The 22,593-nt window shown below is 36.6% G+C and carries 19 protein-coding genes, 1 tRNA gene and 1 pseudogene; 8 read left to right on the top strand and 13 right to left on the bottom strand.

What is annotated here, in order from left to right; genetic code table 11:
• The 7 genes and pseudogenes from BGC7_RS08110 to gldG form a co-directional block, all read right to left on the bottom strand.
• Nucleotides 1-247 (bottom strand): annotated as a pseudogene (locus BGC7_RS08110) (DNA polymerase III subunit beta); the annotation flags it as partial.
• A 259-nt stretch (nt 248-506) separates the two neighbouring features.
• Nucleotides 507-580 (bottom strand) — tRNA-Arg (locus BGC7_RS08105).
• A 153-nt stretch (nt 581-733) separates the two neighbouring features.
• Nucleotides 734-1,627, bottom strand: a complete 894-nt coding sequence (gene dapA, locus BGC7_RS08100) for a 4-hydroxy-tetrahydrodipicolinate synthase (RefSeq protein ID WP_050701087.1) — start codon at nt 1,625-1,627, stop codon at nt 734-736.
• Nucleotides 1,628-1,708: 81 nt separating this feature from the next.
• Nucleotides 1,709-2,233: a DUF6913 domain-containing protein gene (locus BGC7_RS08095; RefSeq protein ID WP_157258682.1), complete on the bottom strand. Its 525-nt coding sequence runs from the start codon at nt 2,231-2,233 to the stop codon at nt 1,709-1,711.
• 68 nt (nt 2,234-2,301) lie between these two features.
• The gene (galK, locus tag BGC7_RS08090) at nt 2,302-3,447 is read right to left on the bottom strand and encodes a galactokinase (RefSeq protein WP_050701043.1); all 1,146 of its coding nucleotides are present in this window, start codon (nt 3,445-3,447) and stop codon (nt 2,302-2,304) included.
• 43 nt (nt 3,448-3,490) lie between these two features.
• Nucleotides 3,491-5,488 carry an NAD-dependent DNA ligase LigA gene (gene ligA / locus BGC7_RS08085; protein ID WP_050701042.1) on the bottom strand — a complete coding sequence of 666 codons (1,998 nt, stop codon included), beginning with the start codon at nt 5,486-5,488 and terminating at the stop codon, nt 3,491-3,493.
• Nucleotides 5,489-5,623: 135 nt separating this feature from the next.
• A complete protein-coding gene (gene gldG / locus BGC7_RS08080; protein ID WP_050701041.1) occupies nt 5,624-8,023 on the bottom strand; it encodes a gliding motility-associated ABC transporter substrate-binding protein GldG in 2,400 nt (799 codons plus the stop codon).
• A 58-nt stretch (nt 8,024-8,081) separates the two neighbouring features.
• Here gldG and BGC7_RS08075 point away from each other — a divergent pair, with 58 nt between their 5' ends.
• From BGC7_RS08075 to BGC7_RS08050, 5 genes are all read left to right on the top strand, one after another.
• Nucleotides 8,082-8,897 carry a hypothetical protein gene (locus BGC7_RS08075; protein WP_050701040.1) on the top strand — a complete coding sequence of 272 codons (816 nt, stop codon included), beginning with the start codon at nt 8,082-8,084 and terminating at the stop codon, nt 8,895-8,897.
• Between the two features lie 53 nt (nt 8,898-8,950).
• Nucleotides 8,951-9,361 (top strand): large-conductance mechanosensitive channel protein MscL, encoded by a 411-nt coding sequence (gene mscL / locus BGC7_RS08070; protein WP_050701039.1) that lies wholly within the window; start codon nt 8,951-8,953, stop codon nt 9,359-9,361.
• Nucleotides 9,362-9,391: 30 nt separating this feature from the next.
• Entirely contained in the window at nt 9,392-10,237 is an 846-nt protein-coding gene (locus tag BGC7_RS08065; protein ID WP_050701038.1) for a M48 family metallopeptidase, read from the top strand.
• Nucleotides 10,238-11,074: 837 nt separating this feature from the next.
• On the top strand, nt 11,075-11,839 hold the full coding sequence (locus BGC7_RS08055; protein WP_050701036.1) for an N-acetyltransferase: 765 nt from the start codon (nt 11,075-11,077) through the stop codon (nt 11,837-11,839).
• Nucleotides 11,840-12,138: 299 nt separating this feature from the next.
• Entirely contained in the window at nt 12,139-12,537 is a 399-nt protein-coding gene (locus BGC7_RS08050) for a hypothetical protein (protein WP_050701035.1), read from the top strand.
• An 86-nt stretch (nt 12,538-12,623) separates the two neighbouring features.
• Here the strand turns inward: BGC7_RS08050 and BGC7_RS08045 are convergent, their stop codons facing one another.
• The 6 genes from BGC7_RS08045 to fabD all read right to left on the bottom strand — a co-directional run bounded on the left by BGC7_RS08045 (nt 12,624) and on the right by fabD (nt 18,819).
• Nucleotides 12,624-13,745 (bottom strand): glycosyltransferase family 4 protein, encoded by a 1,122-nt coding sequence (locus tag BGC7_RS08045; RefSeq protein ID WP_050701034.1) that lies wholly within the window; start codon nt 13,743-13,745, stop codon nt 12,624-12,626.
• Nucleotides 13,746-13,757: 12 nt separating this feature from the next.
• The gene (locus BGC7_RS08040; protein WP_050701033.1) at nt 13,758-14,513 is read right to left on the bottom strand and encodes a lipopolysaccharide kinase InaA family protein; all 756 of its coding nucleotides are present in this window, start codon (nt 14,511-14,513) and stop codon (nt 13,758-13,760) included.
• 1 nt (nt 14,514) lies between these two features.
• A complete protein-coding gene (locus BGC7_RS08035) occupies nt 14,515-16,095 on the bottom strand; it encodes a peptide chain release factor 3 (RefSeq protein WP_050701032.1) in 1,581 nt (526 codons plus the stop codon).
• 219 nt (nt 16,096-16,314) lie between these two features.
• Complete coding sequence (locus BGC7_RS08030) at nt 16,315-16,878, bottom strand: hypothetical protein (protein WP_050701031.1); 564 nt, start codon at nt 16,876-16,878, stop codon at nt 16,315-16,317.
• A gap of 21 nt (nt 16,879-16,899) precedes the next feature.
• Nucleotides 16,900-17,859: a dTDP-4-dehydrorhamnose reductase gene (gene rfbD, locus BGC7_RS08025; protein WP_050701030.1), complete on the bottom strand. Its 960-nt coding sequence runs from the start codon at nt 17,857-17,859 to the stop codon at nt 16,900-16,902.
• A gap of 78 nt (nt 17,860-17,937) precedes the next feature.
• Nucleotides 17,938-18,819, bottom strand: coding sequence for an ACP S-malonyltransferase (gene fabD / locus BGC7_RS08020; protein ID WP_050701029.1), 882 nt, complete (start codon nt 18,817-18,819; stop codon nt 17,938-17,940).
• Between the two features lie 506 nt (nt 18,820-19,325).
• On the opposite strand from fabD, the gene BGC7_RS08015 reads away from it, so the two are divergent.
• From BGC7_RS08015 to BGC7_RS08005, 3 genes are read left to right on the top strand one after another with little or no spacing between them, the layout of a single operon-like run.
• The gene (locus BGC7_RS08015) at nt 19,326-20,264 is read left to right on the top strand and encodes an RluA family pseudouridine synthase (protein WP_050701028.1); all 939 of its coding nucleotides are present in this window, start codon (nt 19,326-19,328) and stop codon (nt 20,262-20,264) included.
• Between the two features lie 6 nt (nt 20,265-20,270).
• Nucleotides 20,271-20,825 carry a helix-turn-helix domain-containing protein gene (locus BGC7_RS08010; RefSeq protein ID WP_050701027.1) on the top strand — a complete coding sequence of 185 codons (555 nt, stop codon included), beginning with the start codon at nt 20,271-20,273 and terminating at the stop codon, nt 20,823-20,825.
• 60 nt (nt 20,826-20,885) lie between these two features.
• On the top strand, nt 20,886-22,538 hold the full coding sequence (locus tag BGC7_RS08005; protein ID WP_050701026.1) for an AMP-binding protein: 1,653 nt from the start codon (nt 20,886-20,888) through the stop codon (nt 22,536-22,538).
• Nucleotides 22,539-22,593: the final 55 nt, after the last annotated feature.

Here is a 22,593-nt window from a genome sequence, read left to right as displayed (position 1 = left end):
TGAAGATTGTATCTCCAATCAATAACTTTGGTTCAACACAGATAGAAACATTGCTATCGATTAATATTCCTTCGATTGAAGTATTTATCCGACCTTGAGTATCTGTTGCCGAAATCTTAACCTTTCCTTCTTGGATATCCAAGAGGATATTATCCATGATCGGAAGTGTGTTATTTGGCGAGATAATTTTACCTACCGACTGTAGCCTGCTTAATAATTCTAATTTTGATAATGAAATTGTTGTCATAGTGCCTAATTGTTTTTAGTAGGCTACCAGACAAAGTGTCTTTGAGGTTTAAAAGAAAGTATGAAGTAGATATATAAACAAAAAAAAGCTAAATCTCATACTTTCGTATAAATTCGACTCAAACATTCGATGCAAATATATTCAATAATTATTTGGGGGGAATATTTTTGAAGAAAAGCAAAACACTTCATTTTTCTAAGCACTAAAAAAAGCAAAGCGCATAAATCATTGATTTACACGCTTATTCGTTTATTCAAAGTGACCACGGCAGGATTCAAACCTGCAACCTTCTGATCCGTAGTCAGATGCTCTATTCAGTTGAGCTACGTAGCCATTGCTTAATTGCGATGCAAAGGTAAAACAGTTTTATATATTATCCAAATTTATTTTTCTGATTTTAGATAAAAAGTGAATACAGATACGATATACGACTGATTATTAAACCTTTTTATTTAAAAAAAATATTAATTTAGAGAGTCCTTTCTCTTAACATTTTATATTCAGTTCGAGCAGGACATTCCGAATTTGTTCATATGTAGTAATACGGGTTGGCACAAGAGGCAGTCTCAGCTTATTATTTATATACCCCATCATATTCAACATACACTTTACTCCGGCCGGATTACCATCTACAAACAATAGATTAAACAACTCGTTAAAGCTATGGTGGATAGTCAGAGCACTGGCATAATCGCCCTCGAGAGCCAAGCGCGTCATACGACTAAATTCTTTAGGGAAAGCATTACCAATAACTGATATTACCCCAATGGCTCCTAACGTAATCAAAGGGAAAGTTACTCCATCATCACCCGATATTACACTAAAATGCTCCGGTTTCCGCTTGATTATTTCATCCATTTGGGCCATATTACCTGAAGCCTCTTTTACCGCAACTATATTAGGAAAATCATTAGCTATACGTAATGTTGTGTCGGCTGTCATATTAACGCCGGTTCTTCCCGGTACGTTATAAGATACAATTGGTAAGGAAGAAGCCTCGGATATAGCTTTATAATGCTGATAAATCCCCTCTTGCGAAGGTTTATTATAGTATGGAACAACAGACAGAATTCCATCTATTCCATTATAGTTATTCTTTTTAAGCTTTTCTACTATAGACCGTGTATTATTGCCTCCTTCGCCGAGAATAATCGGTATTTGTCCGTTGACACGACTAACTACCATCTCCACTATTTTTCGCTTCTCATCTTCTGTCAAAGTGGGAGTTTCAGCTGTAGTACCAAGTACAACCAAATAGTCGGTACCATTTTGCAGTTGATAATCAACAAGACGAAGAAGAGCATCGTAATCAACACTCTCATCATCATTAAAAGGAGTTATCAGAGCAACTCCCATTCCTCTCAGATTTATTCTTGGCATATAAGTTTCAAGCTTGATTCTTTCCTCAACAAGAAAGAACACTTAGTTCTATTTGTGCAAAATTAAGAATTAATTTGCACCTCATAGTATTTTAGACTGGTAAATTTTAATTTGTTCATATGTTTCCAACAAATTTATATTTTCGTCTTTTAGTACTATGAAATCATATATTTTATACTCTATTTCTTTTATTCCTATACAAAACTCAGCAGAATTACATGCCAGCAGACATAATACCAAGTTGTCTTCGTCTGTAGTAAAATCAAATAATGTATCGTATTTTAAACTTTTAAACTCTTCTACAATCGAAGGTGACAATCCCCGTATTCGGGAAATCTCTTTTGGAGTAATTGCTCTTACAAATCGAGGTAGACCTCCTTGTATTTCTTTTTGTTTCCTGGGCAAAATAGTCCATAAAATGACTTCCTTCCCCTCTTTCTCCAAATCCTGAACTATTGGTTCGATTTCTTTCCAGTCTTCATAACTAAAGAAAATCAGAACCTTACTCATACTACTGAAATTATGAAAAATATGTGTACGAGTATTACAATTCAGAGTAGACAATATACTTTTCTTTATCCTAAAACCAAATATATCCTTCATCATACCTTTTGATTTATTAATGTATAAAAATATAAAATCTACTCTGAATAGTTATTATGCTATTGCTTCAATTACAATTTTCTTGCTCCGTCTTTGATTATTACATCATAAACTTTAGGCTTGATCTTGAATTTTTGCTCATAACTTTCCATTGCACGCTTTATGAAGCCATCATGTAATTCATCCTTTACAAGATTGATAGTGCAACCTCCAAAACCTCCACCCATAACACGAGATCCGGCTACACCACATTCACGAGCTATATCGTTGAGGAAATCGAGCTCTTCGCAGCTTACTTCATATTTGCGACTAAGTCCGATATGAGTCTCATACATTTTCTTTCCTACAGTTTCATAATCGCCTTTCTCTAAAGCAGCACAAGCATCGAGCAGACGTTGTATTTCTTCGATAACAAACTCTGCACGAATATAGTCTTCAGCGCTTACTTCGTTTGCCACTTCTTTGAGCATATCCAGGTTAGCATCACGCAACAACTCCACTTCAGGGTGATGTTTCTTGATTGCTGCCGCTACATTTTCACAAGACTGACGACGCTTATTATATGCTGAAGAAGCCAGCTCATGAGCTACACAAGTGTTTACCAAGACCAAACGATAACCTTTTGGATCGAAAGGAACATATTCATATTCCAATGAACGGCAATCTAAACGAATCAATGACCCTTCCTTACCAAAGCAAGAAGCAAACTGATCCATAATACCGCATTTTACACCCACATAGTTGTGTTCGGTAGCCTGCCCTATCAGAGCCAACTCGAATCGGTCGAGACCAAGACTATACTGATCGTTAATAGCAAAGCCGAAACAGCTTTCTAACGCTGCAGAAGAGGACATACCTGCTCCAAGAGGCACATCTCCGGCAAAAACTGTATCGAAGCCTTTAACTTCTTTTCCTTTTTTGATAATTTCGCGGCATACTCCGTAAATATATTTAGCCCACGATTTAGCAGGAAGATCATTCTCTCCCAATCCAAATTCAGCAGATTCTTCCAGATCCAAAGCAAAAGCACGCACTTTGTCTGTGCCATTAGGCTTAATTATACAATACATAGCCTTGTCGATAGCTCCGGGCAAAACGAAACCTCCGTTATAATCGGTATGTTCCCCGATCAAGTTAATACGTCCCGGAGAAGTATACATTACCCCATCGTTACCGTACAACGATTTAAATTTTTCTTGAATTTTAGTTAATTCCATGGTGTCTTTGTTGTTATTTTAGGTTTATAAAAATATGTTTTTTCTATTTAATCATTTCGAGGAATTCATCTTCACCAATAATAGAAACGCCCAACTTTTCAGCTTTCTCCAATTTAGCAGGTCCCATATTATCTCCGGCTAAAATATAACTGGTTTTAGAAGAAATAGAACCACTGTTCTTACCTCCATTTTGTTCTATCATGTCTTTATACTCATCGCGGGAATGCTTTTCGAATGTTCCACTGATAACGATAGTCAGACCGTTAAGTTTGTCTGTACGTTGTGCCATCACATCTTCGCTAAGTTCAAATTTTAGTCCTACCTCACGCAATCGGTCAATTACCTCCTGATTAGAATCTTCACTAAAATATTTGACTATGCTCTGAGCAATCCTATCCCCTATTTCATCTACCTGAATAAGAGTCTCCACCGATGCTGCTTTTAGTGCATCTATATTGGGAAATGCTCTGGCGAGCTTCTTTGCAACAGTTTCTCCGACATAACGAATACCCAACGCAAACAAAACTTTCTCGTAAGGCACATTCGCCGATGCCTGTATGCTATCAACAAGATTCCTCGCACTTTTCTCCGCCCAGCGCTCCAGTCGGGAAACGTCTTGCCAGCGCAAAGAGTACAAATCGGCTACATTCTTTATAAATCCGGCATTATATAGAAGCTCTACAGTTTCGGGTCCACAAGCTATATTCATTGCTTTTCGAGTACAAAAATGTTCTATTCGCCCCTTTATCTGAGGTGGACACGAAATATCGTTAGGACAATAATAAATTGCTTCTCCTTCATCTTTCACTAAAGGTGTTCCACACTCGGGACAAACCTTAGTGAAGAAGATTTTATCATCAAATATTCCCCGTTTAGAGGTGTCTACGGCTGTTATCTTTGGTATAATCTCACCTCCTTTTTCTACATATACCTGATCATTGATATGCAGATCGAGCTGATTGATATAATCTTCATTATACAACGATGCTCTTTTTACTGTAGTACCTGATAGTTTAACAGGTTTAAGATTTGCTACAGGCGTTACAGCTCCCGTACGCCCAACCTGATATGATACTGATTCGAGTGTAGTAACAGCTTTTTCTGCCTGAAACTTGTATGCTATAGCCCAACGTGGAAATTTTGAAGTAAAACCAAGATTGCGTTGTTGGGTAAGAGAATTTACCTTAAGCACAATACCATCTGTAGCCACAGGTAGATTTTTACGCTCGACATCCCAATATGCAATGTACTCGAATATCTCTTCGAGGGTCTTACATTTTCTCATGGCGTCTGAAATCTTAAATCCCCATTCTTTTGCTTTCATCAGGTTTTCGTAATGACCATCCGTAGGTAAATCTTCTCCTAACATATAATAAAGATAAGAGTCCAACTTACGTGATGCCACAATCTTGGGGTCTTGCTGTTTCAATGTTCCCGATCCGGCATTACGAGGGTTGGCAAATAAGGCTTCTTCCTGTTCTTCACGCTCTTTGTTCAACGCATCAAAGACCGACCATGGCATAAGTATCTCTCCTCTGATCTCAAATTCGAAAGGATAATCATTTCCTTGCAAACGTAAGGGAATACTTCGTATGGTACGTACATTGGCAGTTACATCATCACCCTGCACACCATCGCCTCTGGTTATAGCCTGCGTAAGCTCTCCATTTATATATGTAAGAGAAATGGAAGTTCCGTCATATTTCAATTCGCAAACGATTTCAAAGTCATCATTGAGACCTTTTTGAACTCTGTTATAAAAGTCTGTGACTTCATCTTTAGTATATGTATTACCTAAAGAAAGCATCGGATATTTATGAGAAACCTGCTTAAACGATTTGTTTATATCGCTACCTACACGCTGAGTTGGTGAATTGGGGTCGAAGAACTCAGGATGTAAAGTTTCCAGATCAGACAGCTCCTGCAATTTCTTATCAAATTCGAAATCTGAAATTGTAGGGTTCGATAGTACGTAATAGTCGTAGTTATGTTTGTCCAACTCTTCACGAAGAGCTTCTATTCTTTGTTTCGTCTGATCCATTGCTTACTTTAAAAGTGTATATACAAATATAGAAAGAAATATTATCCGAAAAGAAATTATTATATATTTTTCGGGATTCGGCTTAACAATTGATAGACCACATTAACTTTTATTTTCTTATTAACAGTGATTTCTTCAGTTTTCGTACTTCTTTTTTCTACAAAGGTAAGCGCTAACCATTATCAGGAGAACAAATAATGCAGGAAATGCAATATTCAGTACGGCATATTTATCTCTGTTCTCGAAAGATGTCTTTTTATTAAGAATATACATCTGCTGAGTTCTTGTACGCAAAGCCATAAGCCCATCATCATCTGTTAGCCAATTCACAGCATTGATTATAAAATCGCGGTTACCAAATAGCTGTCCCGATGTTCTATCATAACCCATAGGCAACACTTGAGGGTCTGCGCCTTGCCCCTGTATCGCATTCGTTATAATATCAGATGAGGAAACTACTATCATTTTGGTAGCCTTACTCCTGTCTTGCGTCTTATAATCCTTACTCAGCACTATACTATCAGGTATCATCCTATTATTGAATGCAGAAGCAAACACCCCCTCAAGGCTTACGGCAACAGGTACAAACATTTCGTTGAAATAGCCTTGTGTATTTTGTATTTGTTCTACATCGAAGTCTATTGTTTCAGGAACTTTTACTGTATGTGTATGATCGGAAGTAGTCAGCAACACTGATCTGCTTACCGCATCTGTCGTATTCACAAAATCTATAGAGCTTGCAAACCCAGCTTTTACATCACGTATATTTTTAGTTACAGAGTGATCTGGCGAAGGTATCAGCAGCGGCTGATAGTAGCTTGGCACTAAAATTGAAGACTGTGCATCATTATTGCTTACAAGATGAGTTGATATACACTGGCTATCCTGTATAAGATTGGCATTGATACGAACCCCGTATGTAAAAAGAAGATCGTCGAGATTGATTTCGTTCTTTATACTCGCCGAATAACCGTTTTCAACCAATTGTTGGTGAGAGTAATAAGTTCCATCAACAAGCCAGAGTATTTTACCTCCATTCATTATATATTGATCGAGAATATATTTTTCTGCTTCACTGTATTTCTTCAATGGTCCTGCTATGATAACAGCATCAAAACCGTCCAAAACTCCAACTTCGTTCCCTATCTCTCCCCTATTTACAGTATAATATTTAGACAGAATCTCTTCGGCATCGTAAACATAAGCACGCGAAACTTCGTCATGCCCTTCTACAAAAGCAATACTTTTAGCTTCTCTTTGCCTCAGCAAACGAATGGCATCGGCAAACTCAAATTCAAGGCTTTCGGCAGAAGAATTAAGATTTTCTTCGGCAGTATTACCTACGATGTTCTTCAAAAGAGAGACAATCAAAGTATCTTCACCATTCGTTATTTGAGCATAAGGATAAATCACTTTCCTGCTGCTCTTCCCTTCCCTGTCTGTTTCGTTCAACATTATACCCGCCATTCCTTTTTCTTTCATTCTTTCAAAAGTATCTTCAGAAGACACGTTTGAATTATAAGGAGATGAGTATTTTACCCCTATTTTACCGGATGAATATCTATTAAAATCATCCAGCAAATTTTCAGTCGCATTTCGAAGATACTGAAACCCATAGTTGAGTTCTCCATCAAGATATACTTCAACAGATAAAGACTCGTTGCTATCCATTTCTTTCAAAACTTTTTTCGTATAGTCGCTCAATGTATAACGTTTATCGGCCGTAAAATCGAAACGTGCATAGGGAATAAAAAGCATAGCTAAGTTGACAAAGCAAAAACCTAAAAAAGCATAAATTATAGGCTTTTTGTTTTTAGGAGACAATAGAAAACAAATAAGCCCGCCCGTAATGCACAAATAGTTAGCAATAACCAGCAAGTCCGATATCTGTATCACTCCTCGTTGCATCTGTCGGTAATGGTACAACAGCCCAAATGAGGACAGAGTTACTTTAATCTTTCCCGAATAAAAAAGACCGGCAATGAGATCGAATCCATAGAAACAAAATAGGCATAGCACAACTGATATACTAAACGACAAGACCTGATTTTTAGTCAGTACAGAGCCCAAAAGGCCAAGAGAAATAAAAACAGCTATAAGGAACAGTAGTGATATGTAGGATACGAATATACTTTCAAGGTCGATGTGTCCTATCGGATTTGCAAGTTGATATAAAGAGTATACATAGACCAATGTGGGTAGGAAGGTAACAACTACAAAAACGAATGTTGCTAAAAATTTACTGAAATAAATACTAAAAGAACTTACCGGCCTTACTCTTAAAATATCAAAAGTCTTGTTTCGCTTCTCTTCTGCAAACAACCTCATTGTAAGCGCAGGAATCATAACAATAAGAAATACAGGAACCAAAGTAAAGAAACGCTGCATATCTGCATATCCCCCATCTATGAAGTTGTAATTTCCTGTAAAAAACCAAAGGATTCCTCCCATTGCCAATAAAATAGACAATGCAAAAAAAGCCCCCGACGGGGAGCAAAAAACAGACTTAAGTTCTCTGAATAACAAAGCTTTCATATATCTTTGTAAATATTAGTTTTCGACCACTGACGTACACAAAACAGTTGTAGTAGCAATGATTAAACAAAGGATAAAGATAATTATTTTATTTATTCTACTGCTCTCTATTATTGTAGCTGGAGGATATATGTATAAAAGATTAGAATATAATCGTCAATCTTTTGCGTCTGATATATATAGTTGCATTCCTGCACAGACAAAAACCGTGATAAATATTAATAAACTTCGCAATATAAATCAGATTATCTCCGATAGTACCCTTGTCAAGTTAGCAAATATTTCGCACGATATGGTTTCGTATCCTATATTGATTTGCAAGAATGACAAAGGTGAATCTCTACTATTGGCAAAAATAAACCCGGAACAAGAGACCACTATAAAAGCACATATTAAAACCCAAACTAACTCAGAGTTTTCAGTTAAAGAGAGGAAATCCAAAAACGCAGAGATACTATTTTATCCTCTATCGGGAGACAACTTCTTAGTTTGTACTTTTTATCACGGATTGATGGCAATCAGTAAAAGTTATAAATACATAGAAGATTTTACACACTCACCTACAGATAGTATGCCGCTAGAGGAGCTAATAAGAAACAAACAAATTATACAAACTTTTCAGAATTACGACATAAGTTGTTTTACTAAAAACAACCGTAATATGTTAGCTCTTGCTTATAATATAACAAATGATACTATCTTTGCCGAAGGATATGCAATGCTGCCGGATAATAGCAATGATACTCTTCTTATAAGAAGTAATATTATGCAACATATACAATCTTTACCTGATAGTTTTTGCATTGACAATTATCAAATATCGACAAAAGAAAATCCGGCAACAGTCAGATTTTCATTAAACAAAATACATTAGTTAGTGTTTAAATATTAATAATAAATATATCACACAAATTAACATTTAAGAATATGGGAGTACTGAGAGAACTGAAAGATTTCATGATGCGTGGTAATGTTGTCGACATGGCAGTCGGTGTTATCATTGGAGGCGCATTCGGAAAAATAGTATCATCACTTGTTAGTGATGTAATAATGCCACCCATAGGAGTCCTGCTCAATGGCGTAGACTTCACTAATCTGAAATTCGTATTGAAAGAAGCTACAGCCGATGCTACAGCAGTAACTATCAACTATGGCTCGTTTATTCAAACAGTTTTAGACTTTGTAATCATTGCCACAGCTATATTCTTTGCTATTAAAGGAATGAATGCTATGCAGAAGAAAAAAGAAGAAGCTCCTGCCGCACCCGCTGCTCCTAGCAAAGAAGAACAACTGCTAAGCGAGATAAGAGACCTTCTGAAAGATCAAAATAACAAATGAAATACTAACTCAAACTTAACAAACTAAATTATGAAAAAAACTTATTCTGCTTTATTCATAGCAGGAGTTTTGCTGTTTGCCGGTTGTGGTAGCGTGCCCGTAACAGGACGCAAACAGTTGTCATTAGTATCCAACAGCGAGGTGCTAAGTCTAAGCCTTCAGCAGTATGGAGATTTTATAAAATCGGCACCTATCTCGACAGACAAAGCCAATACTGCATTGGTACAAAAGGTTGGAAGAAACATTGCCATAGCAGTAGAAACATATCTTAAAAATAATGGTTATGCCGACCAGCTAAGCGAATATGCATGGGAGTTTAACTTAGTAAAAAGCTCTGATGTAAATGCGTTCTGCATGCCCGGAGGAAAAATTGTTGTATATGAAGGAATTCTGCCCTATACACAAAACGAAACAGGATTGGCTGTAGTACTTGGACATGAAGTTGCACATGCTGTAGCCAAACATGCTAATGAACGTATGAGCCAACAAGTAGCAACACAGTACGGAACTGCTGCTGTAGGAGCTGCACTTAGTGGGTCTTCGGCCGCCGTACAACAAGCCGCTGCTGCTGCAATAGGATTAGGATCTCAATACGGAATTTTACTTCCATATTCACGTAAACAAGAATTAGAAGCAGATAAACTTGGTTTAATATTTATGGCAATGGCAGGCTACGATCCGGGACAAGCCGCATCTTTCTGGCAACGAATGGCAGCAAATGGCAGCAGCACCCCCGAATTCATGAGTACTCACCCTTCGGATAACACCCGTATACAGCAAATACAAAAAGATCTTCCGGAGGCTTTGAAGTATTATAAGGGAGTAAGCTCCGGCAAAACGAACAATGCCAAGACCTCGAATCAATGGAAATTCTAAACTCTATTTTGTCATAAAAAATTGATATAAAAATATTAGTGGTCGAAAAAATAATTTTCGACCACTTTTTTTATTAAGAATAAGGAGATCTATATCTGATTTTCTAATTTATCTATAAAGAAAATACTTTTTAGGTAGTAATGTTAAAAGTGACATATAAAAAACAAATAGAAAGTGTAACCTTTGTCACCTTTTAGTTAAAAATATATTTTACAGAGCGAAAAAAGAAGCCGAAAGGAAACTCCTCCGGCTTTATAAAAGTTATTGACAATCTTTATTTATATTCGAGATAATGTAGACATTCCAACACTATTATATGCTTTACTATCTAGCGTTTTCTGTTTTCTTTCCGACCTCGAAATTGAAATTTCTTTTCGGATTAGAACCTCTGTAAGTAACGCAATTCCACAATAGATAACAAAAGGAATAATTATAAAATATGGAATATAATCTTTATTACCTCCAAAATCATAATTACTTATTGAAATAATAAATAAGTAAGAAAAAAATATGATGTATGATATACTATGTATATTTTTATATTTCTTATACCCTTTCATAATGATTATTATTTAACCTGTTAAAAACTATAAGAAACCAAAAGGTCTTATTAACTAATTTCGATACTTACTATAACCATACGCAATCCTTTCTTTACATCAGTAATTTTATATATACAGCATAAACATAGGCCTTATAAAGTTCATTTCCAAATATTTTAGAGAATCTTTACCTTTATGAATAATTGCAAACGATTGTAACAAGCGAAACTCCGATAATTATCTTACTTTTGTTCTGAAAGACAGAACAACGATCAACGAATAAACACAAACTGTAATGGAAAATTTCATCAACCTAACTAAAGAAAATATTGACAAAGAGCATATTTGTTGTGCTTTTTCGGACAAAAAATGTACAAATGGTTACAACTTGAAAAAAGAATGGCTAAAAAAAGAGTTTGATAATGGCTATACTTTCCGTCGGATAGACGCACGAGCAAAAGTATTTATTGAATATGGACCAGCGGAAAAAGGATGGGCACCGATTGATGCTCCTAACTATTTGTTGATAAACTGTTTTTGGGTATCGGGACAATACAAGGGGAAGGGTTACGGGAAAGAGTTGCTACAATATGCAATTGACGATGCTGTAGCTCTCAAGAAAGATGGATTGGTTACAATAGCCGGAGTAAGTAAATTCCATTTTATGAGTGATGCTAAATGGCTGCAGAAGCAGGGATTTGAGATATGTGAAAAACTATCTTCCGGATTTTGTCTTCTGGTGAAGAAAATAAATAAGAATGCGGATAATCCCCGATTCAAGGAATCTGTTCAGAGTGGAGAATGTCCAGAGAAAGAAGGTCTTGTTGCTTATTATTCCGATCGTTGTCCGTACACAGACTATCATATCAACCAATCGCTACAAGAATCGGCATCGAAAAGAAATATTCCTTTAAAAACAATTAAGCTATCAACCACAGAAGAAGCACAAGCCTCTCCTACCCCTGCAACTCTTTTTAGTTTGTTTTATAACGGTAAGTTTGTAACTACAGATATTAGCGTGTGTATGGATAGTAGATTTGACAAGGCCATAAAAATCTAAAAAACAAATATTTATATTATCACTAAACTAAAAAGGGAAAAAAAGAAAAAACAAAAAGGGAAAAAATATACTCCAATAAAAAAAAATCATTAAATTAGTAATCAGATTTTTAATTATAAACAATTACTTGCACGGCGATTTGACAGAACTATATAAATAAAAACCAATAACTTACAAACAAAATACATTTTCAACAATAAAAAATATAGAACAAAAATCGCCCTGTTTTGTTTCATAGTTATATTATCAAATTAATAAAAAACTGAATAAACTACTAAACACTTTAATTGATTAAAGTTATGAAGAAATTATTTTTGAGCATATTTATGTTCGTTACAATGGCAGCAGCCTCAAGCTCAATGTATGCACAAGACATTGTTATAAGCGATAAAACAGCAGCTAAGATAGAAAGTATAAAATCGAAAGCGGCAAAAGAAGCAGCCGATGCTGATAAAAAGATGCAGGATGAAATTACCAAAGCTAAAAAGAAGGTAGAAGAAGATACGCAGAAATACGCAGAAAAAGCTAAAAAGAAAATGGAAGAAGACACTCGTAAAGGTGCCGAAAAAGCGAGAAAAGACGGAGATAAAGCAATAGCTAAAGCTAAAGAAAAAGCAGAAAAATCAAAATTGAAAGCGCAACAAAAAGCTGATAAAGAGATTGCAAAGGTTAGAGCAAATGAATCTATAAATTTCTAAGAGAGAATATATCAAAGATTAAAAAAGCAGCCTCTGTATTTTACATATACAGAGGCTATTTCTATTTTAATCATTTCTTAAATGGTCTATATAGAAGAGACTACCGAATCATATACTGTCATTAAAGAGTTGGTACACTGTTCGTCTGAGAAACGTTTTACATACTTCAATCCTTCTTTTATCATAGTAGCACGCATTTCGGTATCTGCCAGTAAGTTATTTATTTGCTGAGCCAATTCTACATCATCATGTGGATCGACATATACTGAATGCGGCCCTCCCGATTCTTCAAGACAAGATCCTTTGGCACCAATAACCGGAACTCCTGAATTCAAAGCCTCAATTATAGGAATACCAAATCCTTCATACAAAGATGGGTATACAAACAGTTTCGCAATCTGAAATATCGCCGGCAAATCGGTAAGGGGAACATTGCTTAGGAGATGAACCCTATCGGACAATCCATTATTATCAGCGTAACGCAATACCTTATCGGCATATTCTTTATGCTTTCCTATGGCAACAAAGTGAATATCAGGCACTCGTTTCAATGCCTTTACTGCTAATAATATATTTTTACGTTCTTCGATACTACCTACCGACAAAATGAAATCCTCAGGCAGATTATATTTTTGCCGCACTTCCTGTTTTTTCACTTCATCTGCCCGTTCTTTATATATAGGAAAACATCCTTGATATACAACATCTATTTTTGCAGGATCAATATCATAATATTTTACAATATCTCTCTTGGTGCAGTCACTCACAGCAATAACTCTATCTGCAACTTTACAGGCATATTTTGCTTTCACATTATAGATAGAACGATCAACAAGCGAATAAAACTCAGGGTGAACAAGAAATATAAGATCGTGTATAGTAACAACGCTTTTTACACCTGTCCGCTTTATTCTGTATGGAAGTTCGTTGCTAAGGCCATGATATAAATCAATATTTTCTTCCTTTATATTTTTTACAATACCAATAGTTCGCCAAAATGGCCGATGAGTATTCTTAAGAGAATATACATTCTCATCGTTTATTGCTTCACGTACTTTATCTTTATTATCCTGAGGCAGTTTAGGTATGAACAGTTTATAAACATTGTCGGGATAATATTTCATTAAATTAGATATTACAAAGCGGCTATAGTTACCTAGCCCCGTAAAGTTTGAAATGGCTCGTTTTGCATCAAATCCGATTCTCATAACTTGTGTTTTTTAGCCTATATAAGGTGTAGCCCCTGGGTGCTGTTTTTTGAACGAGCCCCAGAATTTCTTACGATATTCAAATATCTTATTTAAGCAAGTTGTCTCATCAAAGTTTCGCTCTTTAGCATATTCCTTTGCAAAAAGCGCCATCATTTCATCGCTTCCCCAAAGTCTTCTAAAATTGAAACATGCAGTATCAAGATCAATCGTTTTGTTAAATTTCATTCTATTTAAATCAACGAGATAGAATGTATATTTATTGTTGTGTCTTTTATATAAAATATTACCGGAAGAATAATCAAGATGAAGTATTTTCTTTTCATGCAATCGGGCAGTATATACTGCAAACTCTTTGATAAGTTCTTCATGGTCGGTAACGGTACCATGCAGCAATTCCCGCATCATACCATCAAATTCTTCATGTATTGATATGTATAGGCTATACTTCAGTAATCCATATTTTTTAAGTTCCATATAGGCAACCGGATCGGGTGTATGAAATCCATCCTTTTTCAACATATGGGCATATAAATACGAACGTTTAGCTTTCGATTTTCGGAAGGTTGCATACATCACCTGATTTATAAACAGGGGCTTCTTGAAAGATTTCACATTCAATTTAAAGCCTCCTACCTCGAAAGTTTTAATCAGGTTGCGTCCCGAATAGACAACCTCTCCTGACTGCAAGAAAGACATAGGAAGTCCTTCTATGAAGCCATCTATATCCTGATATTTTTCGTCTATTACCAATTTTATCTTAGTCATCTTAAAATTCCGATGTGAAATGGAACTTTATATCTTTAAAATCCTGTTGAGCCATCATTAATACATAGTTAGAATCTGCCAGAAAGACATCTCTTCCGTCTTTATCCTTTGCCATATACTGAGATTTCCTCTTTTTAAAATCGGCTAACTGATCGGCATTGTCGCTTTCTATCCAGCAGGCTTTGAATAAACTGATAGGTTCCCATCTACATTGTGCACCATATTCATGTAGCAAACGGTATTCGATGACCTCAAACTGTAGTTGTCCTACCGTACCTATAATTTTACGTCCGTTAAACTGGTTAGTAAACAACTGTGCAACACCTTCATCCATTAACTGATCAATACCTTTTTGCAGTTGTTTCGACTTCATTGGATCCGCATTCTCGATGTATTTAAACATTTCCGGAGAGAAGCTAGGAAGTCCCTTGAAATGTAGATTTTCTCCGGCAGTAAGAGTATCTCCTATCTTAAAATTACCCGTATCAGGCAATCCGACAATATCTCCGGCATAAGCCTCGTCTACAGTTTCTTTTTTCTGAGCCATAAAGGCTGTGGGAGACGAAAACTTGAGCATTCTATTCAATCGCACATGCTTGTAGTTCACATTTCGCTCGAACTTGCCGGAACAGATTTTCACAAAAGCAATACAAGAACGGTGGTTAGGATCCATGTTAGCATGAATCTTAAATATAAATCCGCTAAAAGTTTCCTCTTCCGGATTTACGACACGTTCAATAGCTTCCACTGGGCGCGGATAAGGTGCTATTTGAATAAAACAATCCAAGAGTTCTTTTACTCCAAAATTATTCAATGCTGATCCAAAGAAGACAGGAGCAACCTCTCCTTTCAAATATGTATCAATATCTAAATGAGGGTACACTTCTTCTATGAGTTCAATATCGCCACGTAGTTTCGAGGCAAGAGAACCTCCTATATATTTTTCAAGATCGGGACTATTTATATCTTTCAGCCCTACAGATTCTGTTATAGTTTGCTTGCTAGGAGTATACAGGTCCAATCTTTTCTCGAAAATATTATAGACTCCTTTAAATCGCTGACCGCTATCGATTGGCCAACTCAGGGGACATACATTTATTTTGAGTTCGTCTTCCAGCTCGTCTAACAACTCGAAAGGATCTTTACCATCTCTATCCATTTTGTTGAGGAAGATCATTACAGGAGTATGACGCATACGACACACTTCCATTAGTTTACGAGTCTGTGCCTCTACCCCTTTTGCAGAATCTACCACAATAATTACGCTATCTACAGCCGTTAGTGTACGATATGTATCTTCAGCAAAGTCCTGGTGTCCGGGTGTATCCAGTATATTTATTTTATGATCGTTATATTCGAATCCCATTACGGAGGTTGCGACAGAAATACCACGCTGTTTTTCTATCTCCATCCAGTCCGATGTGGCTGATTTCTTTATCTTATTCGATTTCACAGCTCCTGCCACATGTATAGCACCACCAAACAGCAATAATTTTTCGGTTAAAGTTGTTTTCCCTGCATCGGGGTGGCTAATTATAGCAAAAGTTCGCCGTTTATGGATCTCTTTTTTCAATTCGCTCATCTAAATTCAATCTTAAAGGTGCAAAAGTAGTAAAAAAAGCGAAGACTATCCGATGTCTTATATATACGAATAGATTTTTTTAGTTTTTAGATCTCCATATTCCACCTATTTGCCTAATAAAACTATACAAAATATTATACAAGTCAATAAGAAGCAGTATTAAATATTAGGTACAAACGGATTAGGAAAAGATAATAAAACGAACCAGTATTGAAAACATTAATCCGTAATAAACTTAAATTCAGGAGTTATTTGATACTTCACAATCGCTGTATCCGACAACTCCACAGGATTACCTTGTGGATCGGAATAGGTATAATTAATCGTTTGTACAGTTACCTTGTTCGAATTGATAGATGTAGAGACATGACTGTAATACTCGACCATATCTTCGTACGCAACAATCATATTATCTATAAGATTCCCTTGATTATCGTAACTAAGAAGATACTCTGTTATTTCGCCATCGGTTATAACCTGTATTGTCAGAATTCGGCCATTTGTATTTTGCAACAAAACATCTCCCATCGAAAGATATGAAATATCATATCCTTCCAGTCCACTCACTTTTTGTAATTGCAAACTATCATACTGGGCTTTAGTCAAGTGCGATATATTGTCGAAATCTATATGCTCAAAATTATTGCCCAAAACGGTATCATTTAGTTGAACATCTAATGATTCTATCTGCTCAGCAATTTTATTATTAGAGTCTTTCGATTTATTTTGGCAAGAGGAAAATAAAGCTAAAGAGATGATACTTAAAAAAAATATCTTTTTCATTTTTATTCTTATAAATACAGATCAGTTACCTTCTCTGGTTAACAACTCTTTGACACAAATGTTCAAACTATTTTCCCATTCGGGTATGTATAATCCGAATGTATTCTTTATTTTAGTTTTATCAAGCACGCTATATTGAGGTCTTGTTGCTTTGGTCGGATATTGAGATGTTGTTATCGGATTCACCTTACAACTTATTCCCGCATCTCGATGTATGGCCAATGTAAAATCGTACCAAGAGGTTACTCCTTCGTTCGAATAATGATATATTCCGGGAACGAATTCATTGGCTTCGCTATAGTCAAGTATTCTAACAATGGCCTGAGCCAAGTCTGCCGCATTAGTAGGAGTACCTGTCTGATCGGAGACAACATTCAGCTCTTCACGCTCCCTTCCATATTTCATCATTGTTTTCACAAAGTTGTTACCAAAAATGGAGTACAACCATGCTGTACGAATTATAATACTTTGAGGACAAGCATCCATCAATAGATATTCCCCTTCTTGTTTCGACTTCCCATACACAGATTGAGGATTCAACTTCGACGTCTCGGTATAAGGCTGAGATGCTGTTCCATCAAAAACATAATCTGTCGATATATGAATAACTTTTGCAGCATTATTTACGGCTGCAATACCAATATTCTTTACGGCATCACGGTTTATTTTATAACACAACTCTATATCATCTTCGGCTTTGTCTACCGCCGTATAAGCAGCACAATTGATTATATATGTTATATTATTTTCCTTTACATATCTATCTATAGCGTTCAAATCGGTGATATCAAGATCTGTAACATCGGTAAAAAAGAACCGAAAATTATTCTCATGATGTAAAGCAATCTGTTGAAGTTCGCTACCCAACTGACCTTTGGCTCCTGTTACCAATATATTTTTCTGAACAAGTTCGAATAGGAATATATTCTTTGCAGTTTCGTCCTGATCGTCAGCCTGTTTGTTTCCCGAAAAAAATGCCATACCTATTTATGTATTAAAGAAAATGAGTTGTAAGTTACAAATCAATTCATAACTCACAACCCATCTGTATATTTTTAGTTATTGCTTTCCGCTGGTTGTTACATCCGAAGCTATTTTCTTCACCAAACCCTGAAGTACATTACCAGGTCCCAGTTCTATAAAATCTGTAGCTCCGTCAGCCACCATATGCTCCACAGACTGAGTCCATTTTACTGGTGCTGTTAATTGAGCAATAAGATTAGCTTTTATTGTCGCCGGTTCAGTTTCTCCTTTAGTCGATACATTCTGATATACCGGACATATAGGAGCATTAATTTCTGTTGTATTTATGGCATCCGAAAGTTCTACTTTTGCAGGCTCCATCAATGGAGAATGAAAAGCGCCACCAACCTTCAATTTAAGAGCGCGTTTTGCTCCGGCAGCCAACAATAGCTCACATGCCTTATCGATGCCTGCATTCGATCCTGAGATCACAATCTGTCCGGGACAGTTATAATTAGCCGGAACCACTACTTCGTCGGTAATAGAAGCACATATTTCTTCAACTTTAGCATCGGCTAGTCCAAGCACAGCTGCCATAGTAGAAGGATTCATCTCACATGCTTTCTGCATAGCCAAAGCACGTTTATATACAAGTTTCAAACCATCTTCGAAAGACAAAGCATTAGCAGCAACCAATGCCGAAAACTCGCCTAAAGAATGCCCTGCAACCATATCAGGCTTGAAATCCGCACCCATAGTTTTAGCTAATATTACAGAGTGCAGAAAAATAGCAGGCTGTGTTACTTTAGTCTGACGCAAATCTTCGTCTGTACCTGCAAACATAAGATCTGTAATACGAAACCCTAATATCTCGTTTGCTTTTTCAAACATTTCTTTAGCAACAGGAGATGTTTCATAAAGGTCTTTTCCCATTCCTACAAACTGAGCTCCTTGCCCTGGAAATACAAATGCTTTCATTTTCAATATTTAATAGTTAAAATAAGCGATTAAATTTCAGCCTGCAAAATTAGTAAAATATATTAAATACATAAAGTAAAAACACGCGAATATTATTTCTAAGATAAAGCTTTAGTTTATATAACAGATTAAATATTGACACAAATTTACAGTTCTCTTTCTCTGAAACATCTGTCTGTAGAGTTACTATGAAATACAATTTTAACTAAAACCTGACAAATTTGTACTCTTTATATCCATTTTTTCATTTATCATTATTCAACCATATCAGCTTTGTCCGAAGCCTTCTTTGGAGGTTACAGGGACTCGTTTATAGATAAAATTATGCCATCCTAACACAGGATCACAGATTTTAATAAAAACAGCCTCAAACTCCGCACTGTGAAATACCAGAAACCCGAGACACAACTTATTTTTTCATTATACAATATAATTTATCAATTACCCTAAGTGCTTCTATACAATAAAAAAACATACCTTTGTTTCAATTTTATACATTCATTATAATGGGGAATACATCGAAAAGAGATATAGCACTACAAGAATTGAAAGCAAGCCAGACTTGTGAATTACTTGATTTCCTTGTAGAGCAAAAAGTGAGAAAGAGTCGTAATGCAGTCAAATCATTATTAGCCCACAAGCAAATAAAGGTTAACGGAAAGCTTATCACACAATACAATCACGAATTGCATAAGGGAGATAACGTTTCTGTAATGAAATTTGACCAATCGAGAAAAGAAAAACGGCTACAAGGGCTAAAAATTGTTTTTGAAGATGACGATATAATAGTAGTAGACAAAGAGCCCGGATTCTTGTCTGTATCTACCGATAAAGAAAAAGTACGCACCGCCTACGGTATGTTGAACGAATATGTGAAAAAGAAAAACAAAAACGCCAGAGTATTTGTCGTTCACAGACTCGACAGGGAGGCTTCGGGTCTTCTTGTTTTTGCAAGAAGCGCAGAATTGCAAGAGATGTTTCAGAAAAACTGGAACAGTCTGGTAAAATCAGATACGTATTCCGTCGTTGTAGAAGGTGAACTTGAAGAAAAAGAGGGTTCTATCGTTTCTTGGCTCACCGAAAACAAAAACTTTGTTATGATGTCATCGTCTTACGACAACGGAGGATTGAAGTCGATAACACATTATAAATTAATAAAATCCACCGGTCGCTATTCCTTATTAGACCTCGAACTGGAAACACGAAGAAAAAATCAGTTGCGCATACAAATGCAGTCGATAGGACACCCCGTAGTAGGAGATAAGAAATACGGAGCATCGAACAATCCGATAAAACGCATAGCATTACATGCACGCGAAATAATAATAAAACACCCCTTCACCGGAGAAACACTAGAATTTAAAAGCTCTATACCCAAAAGCATACAGCAACTTGTAACTACCCCTCCGGCCGTAAAGAAAGAGAATACAGAAATACAAAAATAAAGAACGATGAATACAGAGCCAAAAGAAATCGGGATGAGACTGAAAGGTCTGCGCGAAGCACTGGATATGACCGTTGAGGAATTTGCTCAATCGTGCAATATACCTGTATCAGAATACCTCAGCTACGAATCAGGTGAAAAAGATCTCACCATAAGTACCCTCAAAGGCATTGCTATTACTCACAACATAGACCTCAGCATTCTGATGTTTGCCGACGAACCTCGCATGAGTAGTTACTTTCTGACCAGAAAAGGGAAAGGACTAGCCGTGAAACGAGTTGAGGACTATAATTATCAAACTCTTGCCGGTGGGTTCAACAACAGAAAAGCCGATATATTTGAGGTTACTATAGAACCCAAAGCCGATGACATAGAAATACATCACAGTCGTCATACCGGGCAAGAATTCAACATGGTGCTGGAAGGCCGCATGCTGCTCCAAATAAATGAAAAAGACTTGATTCTGGAAGAGGGAGACAGCCTATACTTCGACTCTAGCTTACCACACGGGATGAAAGCTCTAGATGGAAAGAAAGTAAGAATTATAGTAGTGGTATTGTAGTGTTACAATACTAACCTTTACAATATATAAACCTATAGATTAATATAAAACTAACAAGACATGTTAGAAAGATTTTTAAAACAAATCAATTACACTTCGGCCGAAGATTTTGCCAAGAACTACCATGTAAATGTCCCTGACAATTTCAATTTCGCATATGACGTTGTAGACGAATGGGCCAAAATAAATCCTGACAAAAGAGCTATTTGCTGGGCTAACGATCTGGGAGAGCATATTAATTTCAGTTTCGCAGACATAAAAGAACAAAGCGACCGTGCAGCATCTTACTTCCAATCGCTCGGTATAGGTAAAGGCGATATGGTGATGTTGATATTAAAGCGTCGTTACGAATTCTGGTTCGCAATCATTGCCCTGCACAAAATAGGTGCTGTAGCGATCCCGGCAACTCACCTCTTAACAAAAAAAGATATTATTTATCGTAACAATGCTGCTAGTATAAAAGCAATAGTTAGTGTAAATGACGAAATAGTAATACAGCACATCAACGATGCCATGTCCGAATCGCCAACAATAGAACATCGGATAGTATGTGGAGGTGATTCAACACCCAAGGGATGGGACAATTTCCATAAAGGGCTAATAAACGCCAAACCTTTTGTTCGCCCATCACATGTAAACAACAATGAAGATATACTCCTACTATACTTCACTTCGGGTACCACAGGAGAACCTAAGATGGTAATCCACAATTACACATATCCTCTGGGACATATAGTAACGGCAAAATACTGGCACAACCTGAATGAAGAAAGCCTTCATCTAACGGTTGCAGATACAGGATGGGCAAAGGCTGTATGGGGAAAGGTATATGGACAATGGATTGCCGGAGCTGCTGTAATGGTATACGACCATGAAAAATTTACACCTCAGGCAATGCTTCATCTGATACAGAACTTTAAAGTGACATCGTTCTGTGCTCCTCCGACAGTTTATCGTTTTATGATACGGGAAGATTTGTCTCATTACGACCTGACCTCTCTGAAATATGCAACCACAGCAGGAGAAGCATTAAACCCATCGGTATTTGAGGCATTCTACAGTGCCACAGGAATAAAAATGATGGAAGCTTTTGGCCAAACCGAAACAACACCGACGATAGTGACATTTCCCTGGACAGAACCCAAACCCGGGTCGATGGGAATCCCAAATCCGGCCTACGACATGGATCTGGTAGCTCCCGATGGTCGGTCGGTAGAAGACGGAGAAGTAGGAGAAGTAGTTATAAAAACAGACAAAATAAAGCCTCTTGGTTTATTTATGGGCTATTATCGGGATAAGGCTCTAACCGATCAGGTATATCACGACGACGTTTATCATACCGGAGATGTGGCTTGGCGCGACGAAGATGGCTACTATTGGTTTGTTGGACGAATAGACGATGTAATAAAAAGTTCAGGTTACAGAATAGGGCCTTTCGAGGTAGAAAGTGCACTAATGACACACCCCGCCGTTGTAGAATGTGCTGTCACAGGAGTACCTGACGACATACGCGGACAAGTGGTAAAAGCAACGATTGTACTAGCTCAAAACTATAAAGACAAGGCTAATGATCATTTGAAACATGAGATACAAAATCATGTGAAGCAAGTAACCGCACCATACAAATATCCCCGTATTATAGATTTTGTTGACGAATTGCCAAAAACTATAAGTGGAAAAATAAAAAGAGCAGAGATAAGAAAACGAGACTAACTAATATACATATCAATTAGTCTAGTCGCTCATTTTCTTTATCTTTTATTATGAT

The sequence above is a fragment of the Dysgonomonas sp. BGC7 genome (assembly GCF_001261735.1).
Taxonomy (GTDB): domain Bacteria; phylum Bacteroidota; class Bacteroidia; order Bacteroidales; family Dysgonomonadaceae; genus Dysgonomonas.
This window is presented reverse-complemented; position numbering and strand designations above follow the sequence as displayed.